22 protein-coding genes are annotated in these 22,871 nt (G+C 60.5%); 16 read left to right on the top strand and 6 right to left on the bottom strand.

Features of this window, described 5'->3' with window-relative positions; genetic code table 11:
- The first annotated feature begins 138 nt into the window (after positions 1-138).
- The 5 genes from B9H00_RS06130 (at position 139) to B9H00_RS06110 (ending at position 5,557) form a co-directional block, all read left to right on the top strand.
- Positions 139-1,497, top strand: a complete 1,359-nt coding sequence (locus B9H00_RS06130; protein ID WP_211329646.1) for a GntP family permease — start codon at positions 139-141, stop codon at positions 1,495-1,497.
- 11 nt (positions 1,498-1,508) lie between these two features.
- Complete coding sequence (locus B9H00_RS06125; protein WP_086899907.1) at positions 1,509-2,279, top strand: glucose 1-dehydrogenase; 771 nt, start codon at positions 1,509-1,511, stop codon at positions 2,277-2,279.
- Positions 2,280-2,352: 73 nt separating this feature from the next.
- A complete protein-coding gene (locus tag B9H00_RS06120) occupies positions 2,353-3,363 on the top strand; it encodes an L-idonate 5-dehydrogenase (protein ID WP_086899906.1) in 1,011 nt (336 codons plus the stop codon).
- A 26-nt stretch (positions 3,364-3,389) separates the two neighbouring features.
- Positions 3,390-4,373 (top strand): C-terminal binding protein, encoded by a 984-nt coding sequence (locus tag B9H00_RS06115; protein WP_211329647.1) that lies wholly within the window; start codon positions 3,390-3,392, stop codon positions 4,371-4,373.
- A 197-nt stretch (positions 4,374-4,570) separates the two neighbouring features.
- Positions 4,571-5,557 carry an aldo/keto reductase gene (locus B9H00_RS06110; RefSeq protein WP_086899904.1) on the top strand — a complete coding sequence of 329 codons (987 nt, stop codon included), beginning with the start codon at positions 4,571-4,573 and terminating at the stop codon, positions 5,555-5,557.
- Positions 5,558-5,724: 167 nt separating this feature from the next.
- Here the strand turns inward: B9H00_RS06110 and B9H00_RS06105 are convergent, their stop codons facing one another.
- From B9H00_RS06105 to B9H00_RS06095, 3 genes are all read right to left on the bottom strand, one after another.
- The gene (locus B9H00_RS06105) at positions 5,725-6,795 is read right to left on the bottom strand and encodes a DUF3618 domain-containing protein (protein WP_086899903.1); all 1,071 of its coding nucleotides are present in this window, start codon (positions 6,793-6,795) and stop codon (positions 5,725-5,727) included.
- The gene (locus B9H00_RS06100) at positions 6,792-7,265 is read right to left on the bottom strand and encodes a phage holin family protein (RefSeq protein ID WP_236944370.1); all 474 of its coding nucleotides are present in this window, start codon (positions 7,263-7,265) and stop codon (positions 6,792-6,794) included. The genes B9H00_RS06105 and B9H00_RS06100 overlap by 4 nt, the downstream gene beginning before the upstream one ends.
- A 72-nt stretch (positions 7,266-7,337) precedes the next feature.
- Positions 7,338-7,790: a hypothetical protein gene (locus B9H00_RS06095; RefSeq protein WP_147376582.1), complete on the bottom strand. Its 453-nt coding sequence runs from the start codon at positions 7,788-7,790 to the stop codon at positions 7,338-7,340.
- Positions 7,791-7,915: 125 nt separating this feature from the next.
- Between B9H00_RS06095 and B9H00_RS16765 the strand changes: the two genes are divergently transcribed.
- Positions 7,916-8,104 (top strand): hypothetical protein, encoded by a 189-nt coding sequence (locus B9H00_RS16765; RefSeq protein ID WP_157663192.1) that lies wholly within the window; start codon positions 7,916-7,918, stop codon positions 8,102-8,104.
- Between the two features lie 17 nt (positions 8,105-8,121).
- On the opposite strand, the gene B9H00_RS06090 is transcribed toward B9H00_RS16765, so the two are convergent.
- Positions 8,122-8,769, bottom strand: a complete 648-nt coding sequence (locus B9H00_RS06090) for a TetR family transcriptional regulator (protein ID WP_169713425.1) — start codon at positions 8,767-8,769, stop codon at positions 8,122-8,124.
- 443 nt (positions 8,770-9,212) lie between these two features.
- Here B9H00_RS06090 and B9H00_RS06085 point away from each other — a divergent pair, with 443 nt between their 5' ends.
- The 10 genes from B9H00_RS06085 to copD all read left to right on the top strand — a co-directional run bounded on the left by B9H00_RS06085 (position 9,213) and on the right by copD (position 20,391).
- Positions 9,213-9,806, top strand: coding sequence for a (2Fe-2S)-binding protein (locus B9H00_RS06085; protein ID WP_086899900.1), 594 nt, complete (start codon positions 9,213-9,215; stop codon positions 9,804-9,806).
- Position 9,807: 1 nt separating this feature from the next.
- Positions 9,808-10,797 carry an FAD binding domain-containing protein gene (locus B9H00_RS06080; RefSeq protein ID WP_086899899.1) on the top strand — a complete coding sequence of 330 codons (990 nt, stop codon included), beginning with the start codon at positions 9,808-9,810 and terminating at the stop codon, positions 10,795-10,797.
- Between the two features lie 15 nt (positions 10,798-10,812).
- Entirely contained in the window at positions 10,813-13,044 is a 2,232-nt protein-coding gene (locus B9H00_RS06075; protein WP_086899898.1) for a xanthine dehydrogenase family protein molybdopterin-binding subunit, read from the top strand.
- 314 nt (positions 13,045-13,358) lie between these two features.
- Positions 13,359-14,036: a (2Fe-2S)-binding protein gene (locus B9H00_RS06070; protein ID WP_086899897.1), complete on the top strand. Its 678-nt coding sequence runs from the start codon at positions 13,359-13,361 to the stop codon at positions 14,034-14,036.
- Complete coding sequence (locus tag B9H00_RS06065; protein ID WP_086899896.1) at positions 14,036-15,019, top strand: FAD binding domain-containing protein; 984 nt, start codon at positions 14,036-14,038, stop codon at positions 15,017-15,019. The genes B9H00_RS06070 and B9H00_RS06065 overlap by 1 nt, the downstream gene beginning before the upstream one ends.
- 25 nt (positions 15,020-15,044) lie before the next feature.
- Complete coding sequence (locus tag B9H00_RS06060) at positions 15,045-17,276, top strand: xanthine dehydrogenase family protein molybdopterin-binding subunit (protein ID WP_236944369.1); 2,232 nt, start codon at positions 15,045-15,047, stop codon at positions 17,274-17,276.
- Positions 17,277-17,386: 110 nt separating this feature from the next.
- A complete protein-coding gene (locus B9H00_RS06055) occupies positions 17,387-18,283 on the top strand; it encodes a polysaccharide deacetylase family protein (protein ID WP_086899895.1) in 897 nt (298 codons plus the stop codon).
- A gap of 16 nt (positions 18,284-18,299) precedes the next feature.
- Positions 18,300-19,013 (top strand): SDR family NAD(P)-dependent oxidoreductase, encoded by a 714-nt coding sequence (locus B9H00_RS06050; protein WP_086899894.1) that lies wholly within the window; start codon positions 18,300-18,302, stop codon positions 19,011-19,013.
- Between the two features lie 122 nt (positions 19,014-19,135).
- Positions 19,136-19,504, top strand: a complete 369-nt coding sequence (gene copC / locus B9H00_RS06045) for a copper homeostasis periplasmic binding protein CopC (protein ID WP_211329648.1) — start codon at positions 19,136-19,138, stop codon at positions 19,502-19,504.
- Positions 19,501-20,391: a copper homeostasis membrane protein CopD gene (copD, locus tag B9H00_RS06040; RefSeq protein ID WP_086899892.1), complete on the top strand. Its 891-nt coding sequence runs from the start codon at positions 19,501-19,503 to the stop codon at positions 20,389-20,391. The genes copC and copD overlap by 4 nt, the downstream gene beginning before the upstream one ends.
- A 42-nt stretch (positions 20,392-20,433) precedes the next feature.
- Here copD and B9H00_RS06035 read toward each other — a convergent pair whose 3' ends face one another.
- Together B9H00_RS06035 and B9H00_RS06030 are read right to left on the bottom strand one after the other, a co-directional pair.
- Positions 20,434-21,651 (bottom strand): GTP-binding protein, encoded by a 1,218-nt coding sequence (locus B9H00_RS06035; RefSeq protein ID WP_086899891.1) that lies wholly within the window; start codon positions 21,649-21,651, stop codon positions 20,434-20,436.
- Between the two features lie 94 nt (positions 21,652-21,745).
- Positions 21,746-22,867 carry a CobW family GTP-binding protein gene (locus B9H00_RS06030; RefSeq protein ID WP_086899890.1) on the bottom strand — a complete coding sequence of 374 codons (1,122 nt, stop codon included), beginning with the start codon at positions 22,865-22,867 and terminating at the stop codon, positions 21,746-21,748.
- Between the last annotated feature and the right edge of the window lie 4 nt (positions 22,868-22,871).

The following is a 22,871-nucleotide window of genomic DNA, read 5'->3' as shown; positions in this document are numbered from 1 at the left end:
TTGATATTCATCTTGAGTCTATAGACTTAAGTCTGATTCCGGGGGTGATCCCCTCCTGTAAGATGCCTCGAGTCATAACGTTCGTTATGCGCGGGGGTTTGTTCAAGGGGACACAAGATGGATGGTTGGACACAGACAATGACGGCCGGCCCCCTGCTGGGGATTGCCGCAGCAGCGGTTGCGGCACTGCTGGTACTGGTGATTCGATTCAAGCTTCACGCTTTTCTGGCGCTGATTCTGGTGAGTCTGATCACGGCCTTTGCCACGGGCATTCCGGTCGATCAGATTGTCCCGACGCTGGTCAACAATTTCGGCAAGACCCTGGGGGCGGTGGCACTGCTGGTAGGTCTTGGCGCGATGCTGGGCCGACTGGTCGAAAACTCCGGCGGTGCCCAGGTACTGGCCGATCGCATGATCGAGCTGTTTGGTGAAAAGCGGGCGCCGCTGGCACTGGGTGTGGCCTCGCTGCTGATGGGCTTCCCGATCTTCTTTGACGCCGGCCTGATCGTGATGCTGCCGATCGTTTTTGCCGTCGCGCGTCGTCTCGGCGGACCGATTCTTTTGTACGCCATTCCCACGGCTGCGGCCTTTTCTGTCATGCACGTGTTCGTGCCGCCGCATCCCGGGCCGGTCACCGCTTCGGAACTTTACGGGGCCAACCTGGGCCTTTTGATGCTGTCCGGTCTCGTGATCATTCTGCCCATGTGGTATCTCTCCGGTTATCTATGGGGCAAGTTCTGCGCCAAACACTACAGCTTTCAGCTGGCCGAGAGCCTTTTTGGCGGCGTGGACAACGATGAGATTAAAAATCCGCCGTCGGTAGGGACCGTTATCAGCATGCTGCTGCTGCCGCTGGTGCTGATTTTCATGAACACCGGCCTGGATTTTCTGCGTGCCGTAGGCGTGGTTGATGCCGACCAGACCTGGTTTCAGGTCCTCTCGACGCTGGGCAGCACGCCGATTGCCCTGCTGATCTCGGTACTGGTGGCTGCTGTCGTGCTGGGCACGCGCCGTGGTGAAAACGGCAGTGCGATCGAGAAAATTCTGGAAAGCTCGCTGGGCCCGATCTGTTCGGTGGTTCTGATCACTGGTGCCGGCGGCATGTTCGGCGGGGTGCTGCGCGCTTCGGGCATTGGCGATGCGCTGGCGGACTCGCTGGGCGATCTGGGGCTGCCGGTGATTGTGGCGGCTTATGTGGTGGCCGTGGTCATGCGTCTGGCTCAGGGGTCTGCCACCGTGGCACTGGTGACCGCTGCCGGTCTCATGGCGCCAGCCGTAGCCATCGGTGATTACAGCACCATGCAGGTCATCGCGGTGACGCTGGCTACGGCCGCGGGTTCGGTCTTTGCCGGCCACGTCAACGATTCCGGCTTCTGGCTGGTCGGGCGTCTGCTGGGCATGGATGTGCGTACCACGCTCAAGACCTGGACCGTTCAGCAGACCATCGAGTCCCTGGTCGGTTTCGTGCTGGCCTACATCATGTTCATTATCTTCTAAAGGACGTTTTCATGGCGGTTAACCCGTTTGATATCAAGGGAAAGCTGGCGCTGATCACCGGCTCCTCACGTGGTCTGGGCTTTGCTCTGGCCCAGGGGCTTGCCGAGCAGGGCGCCCGCGTCATCATTCACGGGCGCAGTGAAGACACGGTTCAAAAGGCGGTGCAGGCCATTGTGGAGGCCACCGGTGCCGAGGCGTTCGGCGTGACCTTTGACGTCACTCGCAGCGACGAGGTCAAAACGGCGTTGGCCGGTCTGGTCGAGACCCACGGCGTGCCGGAAATTCTGGTTAATAACGCCGGCCTTCAGCGCCGCGCGCCCTTTGCCGAGTTCGAGCCCGACGACTGGGATGCGGTGATTGCCACCAACCTGTCGAGCACGTTCTATGTGGCCAACGCACTGGCGCGTCACATGTCCGAGCGCGGTCACGGCAAGATCGTCAATATCGGCTCGGTGCAGTCGATGCTGGCTCGCCAGACGATCGCGCCCTATTCGGCGTCCAAGGGCGGTGTGGTAATGCTGACCAAGGGCATGGCAGCGGATCTGGCGCGCTTCAATATCCAGGTCAACTGCATCTCGCCGGGCTATTTCAAGACCGACATGAATACGGCGCTGTGGCAGGACGAGGCGTTCAATAGCTGGGTCGAGAATCGTACGCCGGCGCAGCGCTGGGGCAACGTCCAGGAACTGGTTGGCACGCTGCTCTATCTCTGCTCGGATGCCTCGAGCTTTGTCTCGGGTCAGAACATTTTTGTGGATGGCGGCATGACCTCGGTGGTCTGAGTTGCCAGCAGGGGCCTTCGGGCCCCTGCATTGTTAGTGTCCTCTAATTTTGTGTCTGTAACGGAGCATGACGATGAAAGCACTGGTCATTCATGGCAAGCAGGATCTGCGCGAGCAGGAGTGGGCCACCCCCGAACCGCAGGACGGTCAGGTGCGTGTGCGTATTGCCTGGGGCGGTATCTGCGGCTCCGATCTTCATTACTATCACGAAGGGGCTAACGGCGCCTTTGTGGTTCGTGAACCGCTGGTGCCGGGCCATGAGCTTTCGGGCACTGTCGATCTCGACCCTTCCGGCGAGCTGGCCCCGGGGACCCCGGTCACTTTCCATCCGGCGACCTTCGGTGAGTGTCAGCCCGGTCTTGAAGAACTACCGCACCTCTGGCCGAAGGGCGCCTATCTGGGATCGGCCTCCACGACCCCTCATACCCAGGGCGGCATGAGTGAATATTTGGTGGTCACGCGCGGCATGATTCGTGTGCTGCCCGAAGGGCTTTCGCTCAAGCGCGCCGCGCTGACCGAACCGCTGGCCGTGGCCCTGCACGGCATCAACGTGGCCGGCGGTGTGGAAGGCAAGCGGGTGCTGGTCTGCGGTAGCGGCCCGATCGGGCTGTTGACGGCTGCGGCCGCGCTGGCGAAGGGCGCACGGGAAGTGACCGCCACGGACGTATTTGAAGGGCCGCTTGAGCGTGCCCGCGCGCTTGGCGTGCATCACACCATTCGTATCGGCGAGCAGACGCCTGACGCCGAGGCCTACGATGTGGCGCTGGAGTGTTCCGGCGTACCGGCCTCGATCGACACTGCCATTCGCGCCGTGCGTCGGGCCGGTATCATCGCCCAGATCGGCATGATGGGTGCGGGTGCCCAGCCGCTGGAACTGGCCATGCTGATCTCGAAGGAGATCCAGCTGCGAGGATGCTTCCGTTTCAATCAGGAAGTCGACGAGGCCATCGAGCTGCTCGCACGTGATGACCGCTTTGACCTGGTCATTACCCATGAGATGCCGGCCGATCAGGCTGTGGAAGCCTTTGCCACGGCAAAGGATGCTCAGGTCTCCGGCAAGGTGCTGGTCAGTCTCTGGTCATAGCAGTCAAGGCAATGACGAGAGCAGACGTGGCACGGGGAGATGAGATGGACATTGTCATTACCGACTGTGATCACGACAGTGTCGAGATCGAGCGCGAGAACGTTGAGGCCGCCGGTGGCCGTCTGACGCTGTGTCAGGACACCACACCCGAAGGCATCATCGCAAATGCTCGTGATGCTCAGGGACTGATCGTGCAGTACGGCCGTATCACTGCCGAGGTGTTTGCGGCACTGCCCGAATTATGCGTGGTATCGCGCTATGGGGTCGGGGTGGATACCGTCGATGTCGAAGCTGCCACACGTCATGGTGTGGCGGTGTGCAACGTGCCTGACTACGGGACCGAAGCCGTATCCGACCATGCCATCACGCTGACACTTTCGGTACTGCGCGACGTTACCGGTCTGGATCGGCGCCTGCGAGAGGGGGCGCCGTCACTGGGCCCGGCACAACCAATCTTTCAGCTGCGTGGCCGTCGCTTTGGCGTGATCGGGGCCGGTGCCATCGGTATGGCCACGGCGCGCAAGGCGGCAGGCCTTGGTTTTGAGGTCGTGCTCACTGATCCGCGACTGACGCCAGGCGAGACCACCTCCGAAGGCTGGCCGGTGGTGTCGTTCGAGGATCTTCTGGCCTCGGCACAGGTGGTGTCACTGCACCTGCCGTTGATCGAGCAGACGCATCATTTGATCGATGCGGCGGCGCTGGGTGCCATGCGCGAGGATGCCATCCTGATCAACACCGCCCGCGGAGGTGTGGTGGATACCGACGCGCTCGTTGAGGCGCTGGCATCAGGGCAGATCTTCGGGGCAGGGCTCGATGTGCTTGAAGAGGAACCGCTGGCCGTGGGGCATCCGCTGACCCGGTTCGAACGGGTTATCCTCACGCCACACGCCGGGTTTTACACCGAGGAGTCCTACGCCGAGCTCAAGACACGCACGGCGCAAAACGCCATCGATGTGATTGCCGGTAGGCAGCCGCGCAACATTCTCAATCCGGAAGTGCTGCACGGATAAGGTCTCATCACAGGCATCAGGAAAATTGCGGAGAAATGCCCGGCGCTTCTCCGCTTTTTTATATCCTTTCCCAGCGTATATCTCGCACCAATGATATCGATAGCTTGCGTGATTCTTAATACTTGCCATGCTGTTAGCCTGCTAATTCAAATGGCGGCTGGGCGAACCGGGCGTCATGTCGACGAGGAGGGCATGTCATGAACTATCGCAATCTGGGCCGCACTGGCCTCAAGGTATCACCGCTGTGTCTGGGCACCATGACCTATGGCACCCCGCAATGGCGTGACTGGGTTCTCGATGACCGGCAAAGCCGGCCCTTTATTCAGCAGGCACTCGACGCTGGTATCAATTTCTTCGATACCGCTGACATGTACTCCGATGGCGCCTCTGAAGAGGTCGTGGGACGGGCGTTGAAGGATTTTGCCCGCCGTGAGGAAGTGGTGCTGGCCACCAAGGTTTATAATCCGACCGGCAATAAAACGCCCAACGAGCAGGGCCTGTCGCGCAAGCACATTCACCATGCCATCGATGCCTCGCTCACCCGGCTGGGCATGGAGTATGTCGATCTCTATCAAACCCATCGCTGGGATTACGATACCCCCATCGAGGAGACGATGGAGGCACTGCATGAGGTCGTGAAGTCCGGCAAGGCCCGCTACATCGGCGCTTCCAGCATGCATGCCTGGCAGTTTGCCAAGGCGCAGCACATCGCCGAGAAAAACGGCTGGACGAAGTTTTCCACCATGCAGCCGATGGTCAATCTCATCTATCGCGAGGAAGAGCGCGAGATGATTCCACAGTGTATTGATCAGGGGGTGGGCGTCATTCCCTGGAGTCCGCTGGCACGCGGCATCCTGGCCGGCAGCAAGCCCGTAGGCGGACAGGGTCAGACCACACGCGCCAGGAGCGATGAGCAGATGCGTGCCTGGAATCTGGGCCTTGAGCGGGACACGCCGGTGATCGAGGCGTTGCACGATGTCGCCGAGGCGCGGGGGGTATCACCAGCTCAGGTCGCGCTGGCCTGGCTGTTGCAAAAGCCCGGCATTACGGCGCCAATCGTGGGCGCCAGCAAGTCCCATCACATGGATCAGGCCCTTGGGGCGCTCGAGATCACATTGAGCGAGGCCGAGATCGAACAACTCGAGTCTCCCTATGTGCCTCATGAAGTGGTCGGTTTCGTATAAATCGCACCCTTGCGGATGGGTTGCATGGATCAAAACGCCTCGGCAGCTGCCGGGGCTTTTGTTTGAGCCACCATACGAATCCAACAGGATATGAAAGCTGGGCGAGAAGGGCAGGCAAAAAAACGACGCCCATGGGCGTCGTTTTTAATGGGAATCACATTGGCATCCTAGCTGCCGGGGCGCGTATTGCCCGGAACATGATCCGTTGATGGGCGGCTGCCAAAGCGCGGCTCGCTATCACTGCTGTCGGAGGACGGCTGCCCGCGACTGTCCGAAGATGACGACGGGTGACCGGCCGACGAATGCTGGCCGTCACGGCCCGAGGACGGCTGGTCCGCGCTCGAATGCTGTTCATCGGAAGTTCGCTTGTCGGCTTCTTCCTGAGCCTTCTCACTGGCGCGCTCCATCTGCTCCGAGCCCATCTCGCTGGCGCGATCGACCAGATGGTCGCGGGTATCGCCCATGGCGCGCTGTTCGGCACGCGAGGTGGGAAGCAGCGAGCCCAGCAGGGCGCCTGCCGCCAGACCCAGTGCGCCGGCCGCAACCGGGTTTTCATGCGCCATGTCGCTTAGCCACGAGCCGGTGTCACGCGCCTTTGAAGAGGCGTTGTGAAGACGGTCGCTGGAACCCTGTCTCATACGCTGCATGCGGTCACTGGCACCGCTTTTCATGTTGTGTGCGCGCTCGCCGGCGCCACTTTTCATATTGCGCGCGCGATCACCGGCCCCATGCAGGGCACCCCTGGCGCGCTGGCCCAGGCCACCGCTGTCGCTCGAGGATTGCCCCTGGCGGTGCTGATCGATGGAGGCGCCTTCGCTGTAAAGCGGCTCATCAAAGAGCGGCTCGTCATAGAGTTCATCATATTCATGCGTCTGCGGCGCGGTTTCTGCCGCTGCATGACGAGCACGCTTCTGGCGCTTGTCGTTAAAATGATTCGGCACACTGCCACGACTTGAGTCTGAATTGCTGGAGTAGATCAGCCAGCCAATGCCCACACCGATCAGAGCGGCAGGCATCGGATTGTCCCGTACCGAGCGGCCCAGATTGGAGAAGTAATCCCTGGCGGAATCGCTTTTCACGTATTCCATGGCGCTGTGCATCATGTGATCGGAGGAGAAGCGTTCCTGAAAATCGCTGAGCGTGTCATCAAGGTGAGAGCGGGTCTTGTTGATATCGGCCTCGATCTCATCAACGCTGCGAGTATCCTGCTGGTCCTGATTCTGGTCTTGATCGCTCATTGCTTGTTCTCCTCTTCCTTGTGGCGGCTGGCATGTTCCTTGAGCATGGACTGATCACGCTGCAGGCTGTCGACGGTACGATCCGGCGTCATGGCCTGGGTGCTCAGCGTATCGCGGGCCTTTTTCATCATGCTCATGCCGATAAGGGCGACAACGGCCCCCACGATCAGGGCTGAAAGCCAGAGATCGATAACATGGCCAAGGCCCAGCACGGCGGCAGCCAGAAGGACCAGGAGTCCGGCATTAAGGACGGCACCCGCTACCACCATGGAGGCAATGGCGGCGCCGGCGCGCTTGATGTTCTGCTGCATCTCGGCCTTGCCAAGTGCAATTTCCTGGCGGACCAGCGAGGTAACATCGTTGAGCAGCGAAGAGAGCATGCCTACCATGCCGCGAGACTCGCCGCCGCTTTCTTCGGCTTGTCGGCGCTCTTCAATGCTGGGGTCTTTATGGCCTGAAGGTTGTGTCATGATCAAACTCTCCCTGTTGATCCGAACAATAAGGGGTGATGGCGCTGTCGGATGTGCCGACCGACGGCGAGATCAGCGGTCGGAGCTTTTGAGAAAGCGCGAGAGCAAAAAGCCGCCGGCGACCATGCCACCGATAAACAGTGCCGGTTCACGGCGAGAGAAGTCCTGTGCCTGTTTCAGCAGCGATTCGCTGTTTTCGTCACGCAGGTGGTCGGCCAGAGTGTCGGTCCTGTCGGCCAGGCGATAGGTGTAGTCGGCCAGCGAGATCTGATCCTGATCCTTGAACTGCATGGCCATGCTGCGCACGGCCTCGGAAAAGTTCGAGATATAGTCGGCGACAAAACCCTTCTGGGCATCAGCACGTCTCAGGGCTTCCTCGCGGGCCTGCTCGGCGGTTTCCCGAGCCTTTTGTCGCGCCTGCTCCCTGTGCTGATGCGCGTTGTCATGGCCTTGCGCGCCATGACTGCCTGTACTGTCCTGCTGGCGGTTGTCGCCATGCATGAAACGGTCATCCGTGTCGTTCATGATGTGCCCCTCAAAGCCAATAAATTTAACCTGCATCAAGAATGTCGAGAGACTCGAATCTTCTCTTCAATGCCTGCCTTGAAACAGTAGGTTAGGAGGACACGCCGTCAAGCTAACTGATACCAATGAATCGTTATCCGGTGGAAAACACCGTTATCAATGGTTTAAACATGATTTATGTTAAGAAAGCGGCATGGCGGGAATGGCAGGAGAGAAAAGCCGGTATGATGCGGGTGACGGCGAAAAAGTGTTTCAGATCTAAAGGTGCAAAGGCGCGCTGGTTTTTGCACCAAAGAAATAAAAGGGCTTTTTAATGTGAGATAAATTCCAGTCAGGAAACAGGGTTTTTTTGCCAGATCACGACGCTTTCGAGCAACGTGCTGACCACCTTGTCACTATCATGCGCCAGTTCAAAGAGGGTCTGTTTTACCAGCCAGTCCGTTACCACGCCCTTGATGCAGGAGAGCAGCATCGAGGCGGCCATTTCCGGAGTGAGGCCGTTACGAAGAGTGATCTCGCCAGAGTCCATGCCGCGGCGAAGTGTCTGACTGATCATGTCACGGCACTCGTGCATGTGCAGGTCAAGCTGATCATTGACCCAGGCAAATTCGCCGATGAACTCATTGCGTGATGAGGTCAGCAATAGAATGCGTTGCAATCGATGATCGTGGGACAGTGATTCAAGATCCTGTATCAGCGTCATGCGCAGAATGGACACCGGCGCATGGGCACGCTGTTCGCACTGCGCCAGATGCGCTGCCAAACGCTCGGTCATCTGGCGTTTTCTCTCCAGAAGAGCTGCCAGAATACCGGTCTTGCCTTCGGGGAAATGCCAGTTCAACGCACCCCGGGTCACACCGGCGCGCGTGGCAATGTCGTTGTGTGTGGTGCGGTTGAGACCCTTCTCGATGAAAAGATGCTCGGCGGCATTCATCAGCGATTGACGGGTCAGTTCCGCTTCTTCCTTGGTCTTTCTCATGGACGTCATCTCGACGTTGAACCTGTCATGAATAAGCAGTGCTGCGCGGACAGGGCTTTTCACGCAGGCGGATGCACGATAATGCATACATGCGCGATTGTATATTTGAGCCTTGCGATCAGGAATAGATCATTGGTCGTTTTCAAGACTTTCAGCGTTCTAGCACGATGATCGGCACCTGCGTCGAGCCATGCGTTATGTATTAGCGAGTTGATGGCCCGGAATTCGTTACCTACCTTATAAACTCCTGGCTGAACGTAGACTGAACCTATAAGGCCCATGACCAAGTCTCGTGGTGCCGCTCAAGAATGAATGACACTAAAACGGTTTTGTAAATAAACCATATTCAATACCTATAAACGTGATCCAACACCTGTCCTGTCGGGTGCCTGAAGTGATCACGACGTAGTGACCGTACAAGACGACTGATGAGGATTTGACTCATGGCACCTGTTACCCGCTCTTCAACGGGCGTGGGGTTTTGTTCCCCCAGCGCTCAGGCAGAGATTGCCGAACACCCCGGCGCCGCTTCCGGCAAGACCTCCGACACTCGCCGTATCACTCTGACCGTCAACGGTCAGCAGCATGAGCTGCAGGTGACGGCCAACGCTGTACTGCTGGATGTACTGCGCGAGCAGCTCGGACTTTTCGGCACCAAGAAAGGTTGTGATCACGGCCAGTGCGGTGCTTGCACCATTCATGTCAACGGACGCAGCGTCAACAGCTGCCTGATGCTGGCCTGCCTGCAGGAAGGTGCCGAGATCGTCACCATCGAAGGCCTGGCCGAAAGTGCCGGCTTTGAGCAGGGCCACCATCCGGTCCAGGAAGCCTTCCTGGCCCACGATGCCTATCAGTGCGGCTACTGCACGGCAGGTCAGATGATGACCGCCGCCGCTGTCATCCGTGACGACAGCATTGATGGCGACGAGGCTTCGCTGCGCGAGGCCATGAGCGGCAACATCTGCCGCTGCGGGGCCTACAAGAACATTCTTGATGCGGTCCAGAGTGCCCGCGGCAAGATGCGGGGAGGGCAATAACATGCGCGCGTTTGAACTTGAAAGTGTCGAGGCCGTCGATCAGGCCGTCAGTCATCGCCGTGTCCATGATGGCGACGCCTTTATTGCCGGTGGCACCACGCTGCTGGATCTGGTCAAGCTGGATGTCATGCAGCCCGAGAAGGTGGTTGACGTTTCCCGACTGCCGCTCAAACAGATCGAAGTGCTGGACGATGGCCGTCTCAAGGTGGGTGCGCTGGTCTCCAATACCGATCTTGCCAAACACGAGATCGTGATGCGTGACTATCCGGTGCTCAGCGAGGCGCTGCTCTCCGGGGCATCAACCGGCCTTCGCAACATGGCCACCACCGGCGGCAACGTCATGCAGCGCACCCGTTGCCCTTATTTCCGTGACCCGGCCATGCCGTGTAACAAGCGTGAGCCGGGTTCTGGCTGTTCGGCCATCGACGGCATCAACCGCAACCACTCGGTGCTGGGTACCAGCGATCAATGCATCGCCACGCACCCCTCCGACATGTGTGTCGGCATGGTCGCAGCCGGCGCGACCCTGGTCCTTGAAGGCCCTGATGGCACACGTGAAGTGGCCTTTGAAGACTATCACCTGCTGCCGGGTGATACGCCCGAGCGTGAGCATGACCTGAAACCGGGTGAGCTGATTACCCACGTGATCCTTGATGCCCCGCTCGGCGGCGGCCAGCACTATCTCAAGCTGCGTGACCGCGCTTCCTACGAATTTGCACTCGCCTCCTGCGCCGCCATCGTCACCCTCGACGGTGACAGCGTCAGTGACGTGCGTGTGGCACTGGGTGGTGTCGCGACCAAACCCTGGCGTGCGACTGCCGCCGAAGAGGCCCTGAAAGGGCAGCCGGCCACGCAGGAGAATTTCGAGCGTGCCGCCGAGGCCGCCTTCAAGGATGCCGTGGCCTACAGCCACAATGGCTACAAGATCACGCTGGGCAAGCAGGCGGTCGCGCGTGCTCTCAGGGATGCCACCGCCGCCGCTCGCGTCTGATCAGGGAGAGATCACATGACCACCGAAACCGGAAAGACCCGCGAATACAACATAAGCGCCGAGAAGCCGCGCATTGACGGTACGCTCAAGCTGACCGGCGGCGCCGACTACGCCGCCGATCGTAATCTGCCCAATCTGACCTATGGCTATCCGGTCACCAGCACGATCACGAAGGGGCGGCTGGTGTCACTTGAGCTGGATGAAGCGCTCAACATGCCGGGCGTGCTGGACATTTTTCATCACGACAACTTCGATCAGCTCAGCCGTTCGCCCAACAGCTTCGCGGAAGAAAACCTGACCAGTGAGCCGCGCCTGCCGTTCGAGGACAACGAGATTCACTACCAGGGCCAGTACATTGCTCTGGTGGTAGCCGATACCTTCAATCATGCCCGGGCGGCGGCGATGAAGGTCAGGGCCAACTATGAGCGCAGCGACGATTTTCTCACCGATATCAAGTCACTCGATCGTGGCGAGGGCGACCTGCCCGGTGAAGAGCAGCCAAATGATGCGTCCTCTCTTGGTGATGCCGACAGCGCCCTGAAAGGGGCCGCCGTTACGCTTGATCAGCGCTACACGATTGCTCAGGAAAGCCACAGCGTCATGGAAATGCACGCATCATTGGCGCACTGGGAAAACGACATGCTGACCGTCTATGAATCCTCTCAGGGGGTGGTCTTCCAGCGCAACGCACTTGCGAAGATTTTTGGCATTCCGCCTGAAAAGGTCACGGTCATCTCACATTTCATCGGCTCCGGCTTTGGCGGCAAGCTCTTCATGTGGCCGCACGCCATCATGACGGCGGTCGCCGCGCGTCGCCTGGGTCGTCCGGTCAAGACGGTACTGTCACGTCAGCAGGAATATCTGTCGACCGGCTATCGCCCGACCTCGCTGCAGCGCGTGCGCCTGGGGGCCGACAACAGTGGCAAGCTGCTGTCCATTCATCACGATGGCTGTAATGAAAGCTCGCCGGCCGGTAAGCACGATGACACCGTCAGCGCCGCCACCCCCAAGATGTATGACTGTGAAAACGTGGCCATCACCAATCGGCTGATCACGGTCAACAAGTGCCCGCCGTGTCCGATGCGTGCGCCCGGCGAATCCTCCGGCAACTTTGCGCTGGAAACGGCACTTGATGAACTGGCGGTCCAGCTCGACATGGACCCGCTGGAACTCAGGAAGAAGAACTTCGCCGACAAGGACCCGGCATCCGGGCTGCCCTGGTCGAGCAATCACCTTCAGGAGTGCTGGGACAGGGCGGCCAGCCGCTTTGGCTGGGACAAGCGCAATGCCACGCCCGGTGCGATGAAGGACGGTGACGAGATTATCGGCTACGGCATGGCGACCCAGAGCTGGGAAGCGATGCGTCAGCACTGCTCGGCTCGCGTCGGCTTTCGCGCCGATGGTTCGTTACTGGTGGCCTGTGGTACTCAGGACATCGGCACCGGCACCTATACGATCGTGGCGCAGACGGCCAGTGAGCTGACCGGTATTCCGATCGAGATGATTGATGTGCGTCTGGGTGATTCACAGCTGCCCTCCGGCCCGCTTTCCGGCGGCTCCTTTGCCACGGCCACCGTGCTGCCAGCGGTCTCGGCGGCGACCCGTGAGGCGCTGTCGCAGCTCAGAACGTTGGCCACGGCCGAAGGCGGGGCGCTTGAAAACGTTGATCCCGAGAGCATCGAGATCAAGGATGCCCGACTGGTCAGTGGTGATCGCAGTGTCGAGATTACTCAGCTGCTCAAGGATAACCAGCTGGGACTGATCGACGGCGAAGCCTCTGCAAAACCCGGTGACGAGCAGGATCAATACAGTTTCCGCTCCTTTGGGGCCGTATTCGTTGAAGTGCGCTGGGACCCGGGCATTTCGCGCCTGCGCGTGGCGCGCGTGGTCTCGACCGTCGACATCGGTCGCGCCATCAATCCAAAGACGGCGCGCAACCAGGTCGAGGGCGGCATCGTCATGGGGCTCGGCATGGGGCTGTTCGAGCAGGCCGAGTTCGACCGTAATGGCTATCCCTACAACAACAATCTGGCGGATTACGTCCTGCCGGTGAATGCCGACACGCCAGATATTGATGTCGAGATGCTGGACTATCCCGACTACCTGCTCAACGAGTTCGGGGCCCGCGGTGTGGGCGAAATCGGCGTGACCGGCATTGCGGCTGCCGTTTCCAACGCGGTCTATAACGCCACTGGCAAGCGCATTCGCGATATGCCGATCTCGATCGAGAGAATGCTGGCGCCCTGAGTTCAGTCCTGATTCATGTCATGAGCGGGCCGGCCCCCACCAGGGGTCGGCCCTTTTGATGAGCTTCTCACGCGATCGTGCATCTGAATGCAGCCTGAAAGTATCAGACGGTGCATTGGCAATCTCACCACCCCCGGTCCAGGCTGAGATCGTTTGCCAGCAAACGATAAGATCGGCATCCCTGACAGATCCCCACGATTTCAGAGCACCTGAAGGTGCCACCATTGGCGGCCGGCACCGCCAATGTTCATACCGACCATGACGATCCAGGACCCATATGAGTGCCTGCGTCCTGATGTAATGAGGAGTGACACATGAGTGATCACCACAAGGGTAGCGGGTCGGGCGTCGAGACCTTCGATGCTCGCTCGCCTTCAAGGCGACGTTTTCTCAAGACGATGGGGGCGTCGAGCCTTGCCGCGGCGACAGCGCCGGCCTGGGCACAGATTGCCCAGGCAGGGCAACAGGCCAGCGAGCCTCTGGCACCGCAGGAGGATGGTGCCCCCGGTGAAGGCGAGCAGCAGATCCGGCTCACGGTAAATGGCGTTGAACATGCCCTGAATGTGACCCCCAACGCCGTGCTGCTTGATGTGCTGCGTGATCGCCTGATGCTGACCGGCACCAAGAAGGGCTGTGATCAGGGCCAGTGCGGCGCCTGTACGCTGCTGGTCAACGATACGGCGATCAATTCCTGCCTGTCACTGGCCGTGTCCCACGATGGCGACGAGATCACCACCATTGAAGGGCTCTCGAAAGGCGATGAGCTGCATCCGGTGCAGGCCGCCTTCTGGGAACACGATGCCTACCAGTGTGGCTACTGCACATCGGGTCAGATCATGAGTGCGGTCGCGATTCTCAAGGATGACAACATCGGGCGCGATGATGCCTCGGTCCGAGAAGCGATGAGCGGCAATATCTGCCGCTGCGGTGCCTACAAGAACATTCTGGCCGCCGTGCAGGATGCCCGCGGCAAGATGGAGGGAGCGAGCTGATGCACAACTTTGACTATGCCCGTGCCGACAGCCCGGGCCAGGCAGTTTCGACCCACGGCAATAACAGGCAGGCCGCCTACCTGGCCGGTGGCACCACGCTGCTGGATCTGGTCAAGATCGACATCATGCGGCCGGATCAGGTGGTCGATATCAACCGGCTTGATCTCAATGAGATTGAAACGCTGGGTGACGGCCGCACCCGCATCGGCGCACTGGTGACCAACACGGCACTGGCACGTCATGACCGGATCAGGAGTGATTACGCCGTGCTCAGCGAAGCGCTCTTGTCAGGCGCCACCACGCAGCTGCGCAACAAGGCCACTACCGCCGGCAACGTCATGCAGCGCGTGCGCTGTCCGTACTTCCGCGATGGCGTGTCGAACTGCAACAAGCGCGAGCCCGGCTCCGGCTGTGCCGCCATCGGCGGCCATAACCGCAGCGTTCACGCCGTACTGGGGACCAGCGAGCACTGTATCGCTACCCATCCCTCCGATATGTGTGTGGCAATGGCGGCGATCGGCGCCACCATCACCGTTGAAGGCCCCGAGGGGCGTCGAGAGATCGACTTTCTCGACTTTCATCTGTTACCCAAAGACACCCCCGAGCGCGAGCATGCGCTGCAGCCGGGCGAGCTGATTACCCACGTGACGCTGGAGGCTCCGCTCGAAAACAGCCGCTCGCACTATCTCAAGCTGCGCGATCGCGCTTCCTACCAGTTTGCGCTGGCATCAAGCGGCGTCATCGTTCGCCTGGACGGCGACACCATCGTTGAGGCCCGCGTGGCTCTCGGCGGTGTGGGCACCAAACCCTGGCGCGCCTTCGATGCCGAAGCCGCCCTCAAGGGGCAAAAGGCTACCGAGGCGACCTTCCAGAAGGCCGCTGAAACGGCGTTCAAAAACGCCACGCCCTATGCCCATAACGCTTTCAAGATTCCGCTTGGCCAGCAGGCCATCGTGCGTAATCTCACCACCCTGACCGCCTGAGGGCGCAAGACGACAGGAGAACGTCATGAGTGACAGCATCATGGACGCCGGTGTCATTGGCTCAGGTCCCAGGCGCATCGACGGACAGCGCAAGGTCACGGGCGCAGCGCCTTACGCCGCCGATCATCATCCCGACAACATGGCTTACGGCTACGGCGTCTTCAGCACCATTGCCAGTGGCACGATCACCGGGCTGGATCTGGACGCCGCGCGTCAGTTCCCCGGGGTGATCGATATCTTTCACCACGATCACTTTCCCGAGCTGCACCGCTCACCGGCCTCTTTTGCTCAGGGCAACAAGGTCGAGGAGACTCGTCTGCCGTTCGAGGATAATCACGTCTACTACGAAGGTCAGTTCGTGGCGCTGGTGGTCGCCGATACGTTTGAAAATGCCCGCGCCGCCGCGCGCAAGATTGGGGTGAGTTACCAGACTGACAGTGCCATCGCCAATCTGGATCAGGGCGTGAAGGCGCACGGGACCCGGTCCGGCAGCGGCAATCATGAGCGCGGCGACGCCGCGGCGCATTTTGACGGCGCCGCCCACAGCATCGATGTGACCTATACCACGCCGGTCGAGACCCACAACCCGATGGAAATGCATGCCTCCGTGGCAAGCTGGGAAAATGATCGCCTGACCATTTTCGAATCCTCCCAGGGCGTGGTGGTACAGCGCAACGCCCTGGCCAAAATCTTTGGCCTTCCCCCGTCGCATGTTCGGGTTGAATCACCTTTTATCGGCTCGGGCTTTGGCTCAAAGCTCTGGATGTGGCCGCATGCGGTGGCGGCGTCCGCTGCTGCCCGCGAGATCGGCCGTCCGGTACAGCTGGTGGTGCCGCGCCAGCAGATGTTTACCACCACCGGTCATCGCCCCGAGACACGCCAGCGTCTGAGGCTTGCCACCGATGAAAACGGTCGACTGGTGTCATTGCGTCACGAGTCGATCAACACGACGTCGTTTACCGATCAGTACGTCGAAACCTGTGGCAGCGTCACCAAAAGCCTCTATTCGTGCCCCAACCTGACGGTCAGTCATGAGACCACGCAGGTCAATCGCGGCACGCCGACCTCGATGCGGGCACCCGGTGCGGCGCCCGGGCTCTTTGCGCTGGAATCGGCCATTGACGAGATGGCGCTGGCCGCTGGCGTCGATCCGCTCGAGTTTCGCATGAACAACTACGCCAGCCGCGATGAGAGTCTGGGTCTCGACTTCTCCAGTAACCACATCCGCGAGGCCACCGAAAAGGCCGCCGAGAAATTCGGCTGGCAGGATCGCAACCCGGACGTCGGGTCCATGCACGAAGGCCACGAAATCATCGGCTATGGCATGGCGGCCTGTAACTGGGAGGCGCTCAAGCGCGAATGCGAGGCGCGGGTGTCGCTGCGTGCCGATGGAACGGCGTATGTCACCTGTGCCACTCAGGACATCGGTACCGGCACCTATACCATCATTGCCCAGACCGTGAGCGAGCTGACCGGCCTGCCACTGGAGAAAATCACCGTGCGGCTGGGAGATACCAGCTATCCCGCAGGTCCGGTTTCGGGTGGCTCCTGGGCTACGGCCACGACGCTGCCGGCCATCGCGGCGGCCACGCGCGAGGCCATCAAGGAGCTCAAGGGCTACGCCACCAGTGACAAGGGTGACTTCTCTGACGCCGACAGCGACAGTCTCACGTTTGAAAACGCCCGGCTGACCCATGACGGGCAGAGCGTGGACTACGTTGATGTGCTCAAGGGCCAGCGACTTGCCAGCGCTGACGGGCATGCGCACACCAAAGGTGCTGATGATAAATACTCCTATCGCTCCTTCGGGGCGCATTTCGTGGAAGTACGCTGGGACCCGGGCATCTCGAATCTGCGCATTGCGCGCGTGGTCAGCGCCATTGACGTTGGACGCGTGATCAACTCGATGACGGCACGCAATCAGGTGGAAGGGGCGATCGTGATGGGGCTGGGCATGGCCCATTTCGAGGCGACCGAGTTTGATCCCCGCAATGGCCGACCGGTCAACAACAACTACGCCGAGTACGTGGTGCCGGTCCATGCCGACCAGCCACCGGAGGTCGACGTGATTCTGCTCGACTATCCTGATCTTGAATTCAACGAATTCGGTGCCCGCGGAATCGGCGAGATCGGCATTACCGGCATGGCAGCGGCAGTGGCCAACGCGGTCTATCACGCCACCGGCAAGCGCATTCGGGATCTGCCGATCTTCAAGGAGAAGCTGATGGAGAATGTGCCTGACGTGCAGTCGGCCTGAGCCATCCTGCGTTCTCTTCATGTCTGCCGGCGCCCGAGGGTGCCGGCATTTTGTTGTCCGTGGCGGGCCGGTGTGGTCGGCACCATCATTGTTACCCATAGGAGTACGGCATGCCGTTGAACCATCTACGCCATCACGAACGCTTTGACTATCGCCCCATTACTGACCGCGACGATTTTCGCTGGCCAGGGGATACCCGACTGGCGGTCTATGTGGGCATCAATCTGGAGCATTTTTCCTTCGGCGAGGGGCGGGGTCCCGGTATCGCGCCGCCGGCACCGGAAGGCGAGCCGGATGTCCTCAACTATGCCTGGCGCGAATACGGCAATCGTGTTGGTGCCTGGCGATTTCTCGAGATGCTGGAATCACTATCACTACCGGCCGGAGTGATCGCCAATACCTCGATTCTTGATCACTGCCCCGAGCTGCTGGAAGCCTTCATGGCGCGTGGAGACGAACTGATCGGCCACGGCCATACCAACGCCGAGCGTCAGGGGCAGATGTCGCCAGCTGATGAGGCCGCGCTGATCGCGCGCAGCCGCGAGCGCCTGACCACCCACTTCGGTACGGCCCCGGAGGGCTGGCTCTCGCCGTGGATCTCGGAAAGTGATCGTACGCCGGACCTTCTTCAGGAGGCAGGGTTTTCCTACACGCTCAACTGGTCGCACGATGACCGACCTACTGCCATGCGCACGCGCCGCGGCGATCTCCTGTCGATCCCCTATCCGCAGGAGTTGAACGATATCCCGACGATCTCGACCCATCGCGTCAGCATGAACGAGTTCGCCACCATGATGCGCGATCAGTTTTTTGAACTGCTCGAGCAGTCCCGCCATCAGCCGCTGGTCATGGGTATCGCCCTGCACCCCTGGCTGACCGGCCAGCCCTTCCGATTGCGCCTGCTGCGCCGTGTCCTTGCCGATCTGGCCGGACATCGCGAGGCCGAAGGGGTCTGGTGGACCACGCCCGGCGCGATTGCGCGTCATGTGGCCAAACAAGCCGTCTAATTTTTGGAGTCCATTCATGAGTGAGCAGGTGACTTCTCCGCGCGTGGCGATGATCTCTGGCGCCAGTCGTGGCATCGGTGCAGCGATTTCCCGGCGCCTGAAAGAGGAAGGCTGGCAGTTGAGTCTGGGCGTGCGCCGCCCGGAGGCGATCGATCCGACCCTGACCGGCGAACAGGTGCTGGTGCATCCCTATGACGCCGCCACCGATGCCTTCGATCAGGACTGGGTCGAGGCCACGATCAAACGCTTTGGGCGCCTGGATGCCCTGATCAATAACGCCGGCATCATGATTCCCAAAACCGTGATCGAGGCGGAAGATGCCGACATCGATGAGATATTTGATATCAACGTCAAGGCGCCTCTGCGATTGGCGCGCGCGGCCTGGCCACATCTAAAGGAGACCGGGGCCGGCCGGGTGATCTCGGTGGTGTCGCTCTCCGGGCACCGGGTCAAGAGTGCGCGCTCGGGGCTTTATTCGATGAGCAAATATGCCGCGCTGGCACTGTCTCACGCGCTTCGAAAGGAGGGTTGGGAGGACGGCGTACGCGCCACGGCGCTGTGCCCGGGACTGGTGGCCACCGACATGGGCGAGTCGGTCGGCAATATTCCCCCGGAGCAGATGACCCAGCCAGAAGATCTGGCCCGACTGGTGTCGATGGCGCTTGAAATGCCCAATACGGCAAGCCTGGCCGAGATCAACGTCAATGCATTGCTGGATGATTATTACTGAGGCGCCCGGCTGCGGTATCCGGCCGCGGTTTCTTTTCAGCTCGTATCATCGCGGCGACAATGACCCATTGGAGCCGCGTGGCGGCCCCACCCTGTCGAGATGACCCACCCGTGGAGAACAACATGAACGCCCTGCAACGCTGCTGGATGGCACCGCTTTTTTTGATCGCTCTGAGCATCAGCACTCAGGCGCTGGCCCATGCTCACCTCAAGTCATCCACTCCCGAGGAGGGAGGGCGCGTCTCTAATCCGCAGGAGATCAGCCTGACCTTCAGCGAGGGTCTTGAGCTGCCTTTCAGCGACATCGACGTCGTCAGTACCGATGGTGATTCGGTCACGCTCGACGAGGCCCGGTTGCAGGAGGGTGGCAAGACCCTGGTGGCGCCCATCAGTGAGCCGCTGGAAAGCGGCAGTTATGACGTGCACTGGCATGTGCTCTCGGTCGATGGGCACAAGACGCAGGGGCAGTACCGCTTTGACGTCACACCTTGATTGAGCCTGCCTCGGCGCTGCTGGCGGCACGCCTTGTCTTTAATCTGGCGACGCTGTCGCTCTGGGGCGGCAGCGTTTGTCTGTTACTGATCAAGGATCGGTTGCTTCGCGACGCGCTCTGGCAGCGTCTTGCTGGCTGGGCCATGGTCGCGATCGGTCTGGCCGGGCTTGCCACGCTTGTGACTCTGCCGGTGCTGGGTGCCTCGATCGGCAGCGGCTGGGGGGAGGCGTTTTCACCCACCATGCTCGCGCTGGTAGCAGCAAAAACCGTTGTCGGTCATGCCTGGGTCTGGCAGCTGGCGGCCTTTCTGGTGCTTGGGGTGTTGCTTATTGTTCCGAGGATGCGGTGCCCTTCAGGCATTGCGATCGCCACGTCCCTGATGCTTGCCACGCTGACCGTATCAGGGCATACGGCAATGCATGAGGGAGTGGTTGGCGCCCTGCATCGCCTCAACGACTGGGGGCACCTGCTGGCCGGCGGTTTCTGGCTGGGCGCGCTGGTGCCGGTCACCATGCTGCTGGGGCAATTGCGGGTGCCGTCGTGGCGCTCGAGTGCCCTTGATGCGCTGATTCGGTTTTCCAGCGCCGGCCACCTGGCGGTGGCTTTGGTGGTGCTGACCGGTATGGCCAACACCTGGCTGGTGGTCGGTGGCTTGCCGCTGGAACCGGGCGCGCTTTATCAGCAAGCATTGTGGATCAAGGTGGGATTGGTGGGACTTTTAACGGCGATGGCACTGTTCAATCGCTACCGGCTGGTCCCCCGGCTTTCACGTGATGCCGGCGCGCTCACATTCCTGCGACGGGTCTCCATCGCGGAAATCCTGGTTCTGATGGGTGTGGTCGCGCTGGTGAGCTGGTTCGGCACGCTCTCGCCGGGGCATGGGTGATCTGCCCGCGCGCGATCTGGCCTGCGTGCGGGGTATGCTGCCTCAGTCCCAGGCCGGGAAGGGATCACGAAGCCCGGCCGTTGCCTCTGAAATGGGCACATTATGGGGGAGCTCGATCAGGCAGCTTTCCAGTGCCGAGCGGATAGCATGTTCATCCATATGCTGGCCGATAAAGACCAGTTCGGTGCGTCGATCACCATACTGCGTGTCCCAGTAGCGATCCATGACCTCTCGCCAGTGCGGGTCGTCCGGCCAGCGCGACTGCGGCATGCCTGCCCACCAGTAGCCGTAGCGTTCGGTACGAATGAAGGCACCGGCCTGGCTCATGACGCCTACGTGGTCGGGACGCGTGGCCAGCCAGAACAGTCCCTTGGCACGAACCACGCCGGTCCAGAGCGCATGGTTCTTGATAAAGTCATCGAGCATCTGCGGGTGAAAGGGCCGCCGGGCGCGGAATGCGAAGCTCTTGATGCCGTACTCTTCGCTCTCCGGTACATGAGTGTCGAACTCGTTGAGCTCACGAAACCAGAGTGGATGCTGATGGGAGCGCTCCGGGTCATAAAGTCTAGTATCAAGCAGCTGATCGATCGCCACGTCGGCGTAGTCGGTTTCGATGACATCGGCCCCGCCGTTGAGGCTTTTGATGATCTCGCGCACTGAAACCTGTGCGGCCGGGGAAGCATCGCTGATCTTGTTGAGAATGATGCGATCGGCGAACTCGATCTGATCGACCATCAGATCGACCAGTGTACGGGTATCCGCCTCGCCGTTGACCTCGCCTCTATCCTGCAGGAACTCGGTCGAGGCGTAGTCCTTGAGCAGGCTGGCCGCATCCACGACCGTGATCATGGCATCAATGCGGGCGATATCGGCCAGTGAAAATCCCGACTCGTCGCGAAAATCAAACGTGGCCGCTACCGGCAGCGGCTCCGAAATGCCGGTGGATTCGATTACCAGCGCGTCAAAGCGGCCTTCTCCTGCCAGACGGCTGACCTCCTCGATCAGGTCTCCACGCAGGGTGCAGCAGATGCAGCCGTTGGACATCTCCACCATGGTCTCTTCCGTGCGCGAGAGGCTGTTGTCTCCACCCCGCAACAGCTCGGCATCGATATTGACCTCTGACATGTCATTGACGATGACAGCGACTTTTCGATTGTCCCGATTGGCCAGAAGTCGGTTGAGCAGGGTGGTCTTGCCGGCCCCCAGAAATCCCGAAAGAATCGTGACCGGAAGCCGGTCGTCTGAAGCTTTTGTGGTCATGTCAGTATCTCGTAATGATATATCGTAACATTTAAAGGAGATGCAATCTTCCAGGTCGACGCGCCCCGTGAGGTGAGCGCGTCGTCAGGGCAGATCAGTTATCGAGAAAGTCGCCCAGCGTCATTTCAAGTGTCTCTCTTGGAATATCGCGGGTGATGAAGATCAGTCGAGAGAAGCGCTCACCGCCGGGCCACGCCTCGAGTTCGACCGGTGGGTGGAAGAGATGCTGTACGCCATGAATGACCAGCGGTCGGTCGCGACCTTCGATGTCCAGCATGCCCTTGATGCGCAGCATGTCGTGGCCCATGAGGCTGGTCACCAGTGACAGCCATGCTTCCAGCCGCGAGGCCCTGATCGGGCGCTCGAACACAAAGCAGTGTGCGCGGATATGATCGTCGTGGCGGTTGGGATCGGGCCGTGGCGGTGCCGGCATCATGCCGGCCTGTACCCCGGCTTTCTCGACGCTGGCAAACAGGGCATGGGGAGAAAGGGTGGGCGAGTGCGCAACGCTTGCCTCCGAGGAGGCTTCTCCCAGCCAGCGCTGAATATCAGCGCTACGCGCCTCCATGTCTTCTGGCCCCAGGCCCAGCAGGGCATCGGCGTCGATCCGGCCGTGATCCAAAAGCTTTTGTGTTGCACTCGGGTTGATCGCTGAGAGCCGGTGGCACAGGGCATCCAGCTGTTCTTTTGACGCCACATCCTGCTTGGTGATCAGTAGCATGTCTGCCATGGCGGCCTGACGCAGGGCCTCTTCGTGGCGATCCAGCGTCGTACTGCCGCTGACGGCGTCCATCGTCGTGACGATGCCATCGAGGGCGTAGTGGCGCGCGACCCGGGTTTCGCTCATCAGGGTATGGACGATGGGGGCAGGGTCGGCCAGCCCCGTGGTCTCGATAATCAGCCGGTCAAACTGACGTTTGCCCTCGCGCGAAAATCGCCATACCGCTTCCGCAAGCGTTTTTGCCAGATCGGTACGGATCGAACAGCAGATACAGCCATTGCTGAGCTCGATCTGCTCGCCATCGGTGCTGGCGGAGAAAAGTTGATGGTCGAGTCCGATCTCGCCGAATTCGTTGATGATGACCAGTGCCCGCGACATGCTCGGCTGCTGAACCAGCTGATTGAGCAACGTGGTCTTGCCGCTGCCCAGAAAGCCGGTCAGCAGTGTGACCGGGATGCGTCGCGCCGACGGTGAAGAGGTATCGAAATAGGACATGTAT

It is taken from the genome of Kushneria marisflavi (assembly GCF_002157205.1).
Taxonomy (GTDB): domain Bacteria; phylum Pseudomonadota; class Gammaproteobacteria; order Pseudomonadales; family Halomonadaceae; genus Kushneria; species Kushneria marisflavi.
Note: the sequence above shows the minus strand (reverse complement) of the source record. Positions and strands in the feature narration are given on the sequence as shown.

What these genes read in the sequence shown, in the direction of transcription:
- B9H00_RS06070 (WP_086899897.1), top strand. Translation starts at nt 13,359, where the DNA reads ATGAGTGATCACCACAAGGGTAGCGGGTCGGGCGTCGAGACCTTCGAT.
- B9H00_RS16765 (WP_157663192.1), top strand. Translation starts at nt 7,916, where the DNA reads ATGAATCGTTATCCGGTGGAAAACACCGTTATCAATGGTTTAAACATG.
- B9H00_RS06120 (WP_086899906.1), top strand. Translation starts at nt 2,353, where the DNA reads ATGAAAGCACTGGTCATTCATGGCAAGCAGGATCTGCGCGAGCAGGAG.
- B9H00_RS06030 (WP_086899890.1), bottom strand. Translation starts at nt 22,867, where the DNA reads ATGTCCTATTTCGATACCTCTTCACCGTCGGCGCGACGCATCCCGGTC.
- B9H00_RS06100 (WP_236944370.1), bottom strand. Translation starts at nt 7,265, where the DNA reads ATGACACAACCTTCAGGCCATAAAGACCCCAGCATTGAAGAGCGCCGA.
- B9H00_RS06130 (WP_211329646.1), top strand. Translation starts at nt 139, where the DNA reads ATGACGGCCGGCCCCCTGCTGGGGATTGCCGCAGCAGCGGTTGCGGCA.
- B9H00_RS06110 (WP_086899904.1), top strand. Translation starts at nt 4,571, where the DNA reads ATGAACTATCGCAATCTGGGCCGCACTGGCCTCAAGGTATCACCGCTG.
- B9H00_RS06090 (WP_169713425.1), bottom strand. Translation starts at nt 8,769, where the DNA reads ATGAGAAAGACCAAGGAAGAAGCGGAACTGACCCGTCAATCGCTGATG.
- B9H00_RS06085 (WP_086899900.1), top strand. Translation starts at nt 9,213, where the DNA reads ATGGCACCTGTTACCCGCTCTTCAACGGGCGTGGGGTTTTGTTCCCCC.
- copC (WP_211329648.1), top strand. Translation starts at nt 19,136, where the DNA reads ATGAACGCCCTGCAACGCTGCTGGATGGCACCGCTTTTTTTGATCGCT.
- B9H00_RS06060 (WP_236944369.1), top strand. Translation starts at nt 15,045, where the DNA reads ATGAGTGACAGCATCATGGACGCCGGTGTCATTGGCTCAGGTCCCAGG.
- B9H00_RS06125 (WP_086899907.1), top strand. Translation starts at nt 1,509, where the DNA reads ATGGCGGTTAACCCGTTTGATATCAAGGGAAAGCTGGCGCTGATCACC.
- B9H00_RS06095 (WP_147376582.1), bottom strand. Translation starts at nt 7,790, where the DNA reads ATGAACGACACGGATGACCGTTTCATGCATGGCGACAACCGCCAGCAG.
- B9H00_RS06080 (WP_086899899.1), top strand. Translation starts at nt 9,808, where the DNA reads ATGCGCGCGTTTGAACTTGAAAGTGTCGAGGCCGTCGATCAGGCCGTC.
- B9H00_RS06050 (WP_086899894.1), top strand. Translation starts at nt 18,300, where the DNA reads ATGAGTGAGCAGGTGACTTCTCCGCGCGTGGCGATGATCTCTGGCGCC.
- B9H00_RS06075 (WP_086899898.1), top strand. Translation starts at nt 10,813, where the DNA reads ATGACCACCGAAACCGGAAAGACCCGCGAATACAACATAAGCGCCGAG.
- B9H00_RS06035 (WP_086899891.1), bottom strand. Translation starts at nt 21,651, where the DNA reads ATGACCACAAAAGCTTCAGACGACCGGCTTCCGGTCACGATTCTTTCG.
- B9H00_RS06065 (WP_086899896.1), top strand. Translation starts at nt 14,036, where the DNA reads ATGCACAACTTTGACTATGCCCGTGCCGACAGCCCGGGCCAGGCAGTT.
- B9H00_RS06055 (WP_086899895.1), top strand. Translation starts at nt 17,387, where the DNA reads ATGCCGTTGAACCATCTACGCCATCACGAACGCTTTGACTATCGCCCC.
- B9H00_RS06105 (WP_086899903.1), bottom strand. Translation starts at nt 6,795, where the DNA reads ATGAGCGATCAAGACCAGAATCAGGACCAGCAGGATACTCGCAGCGTT.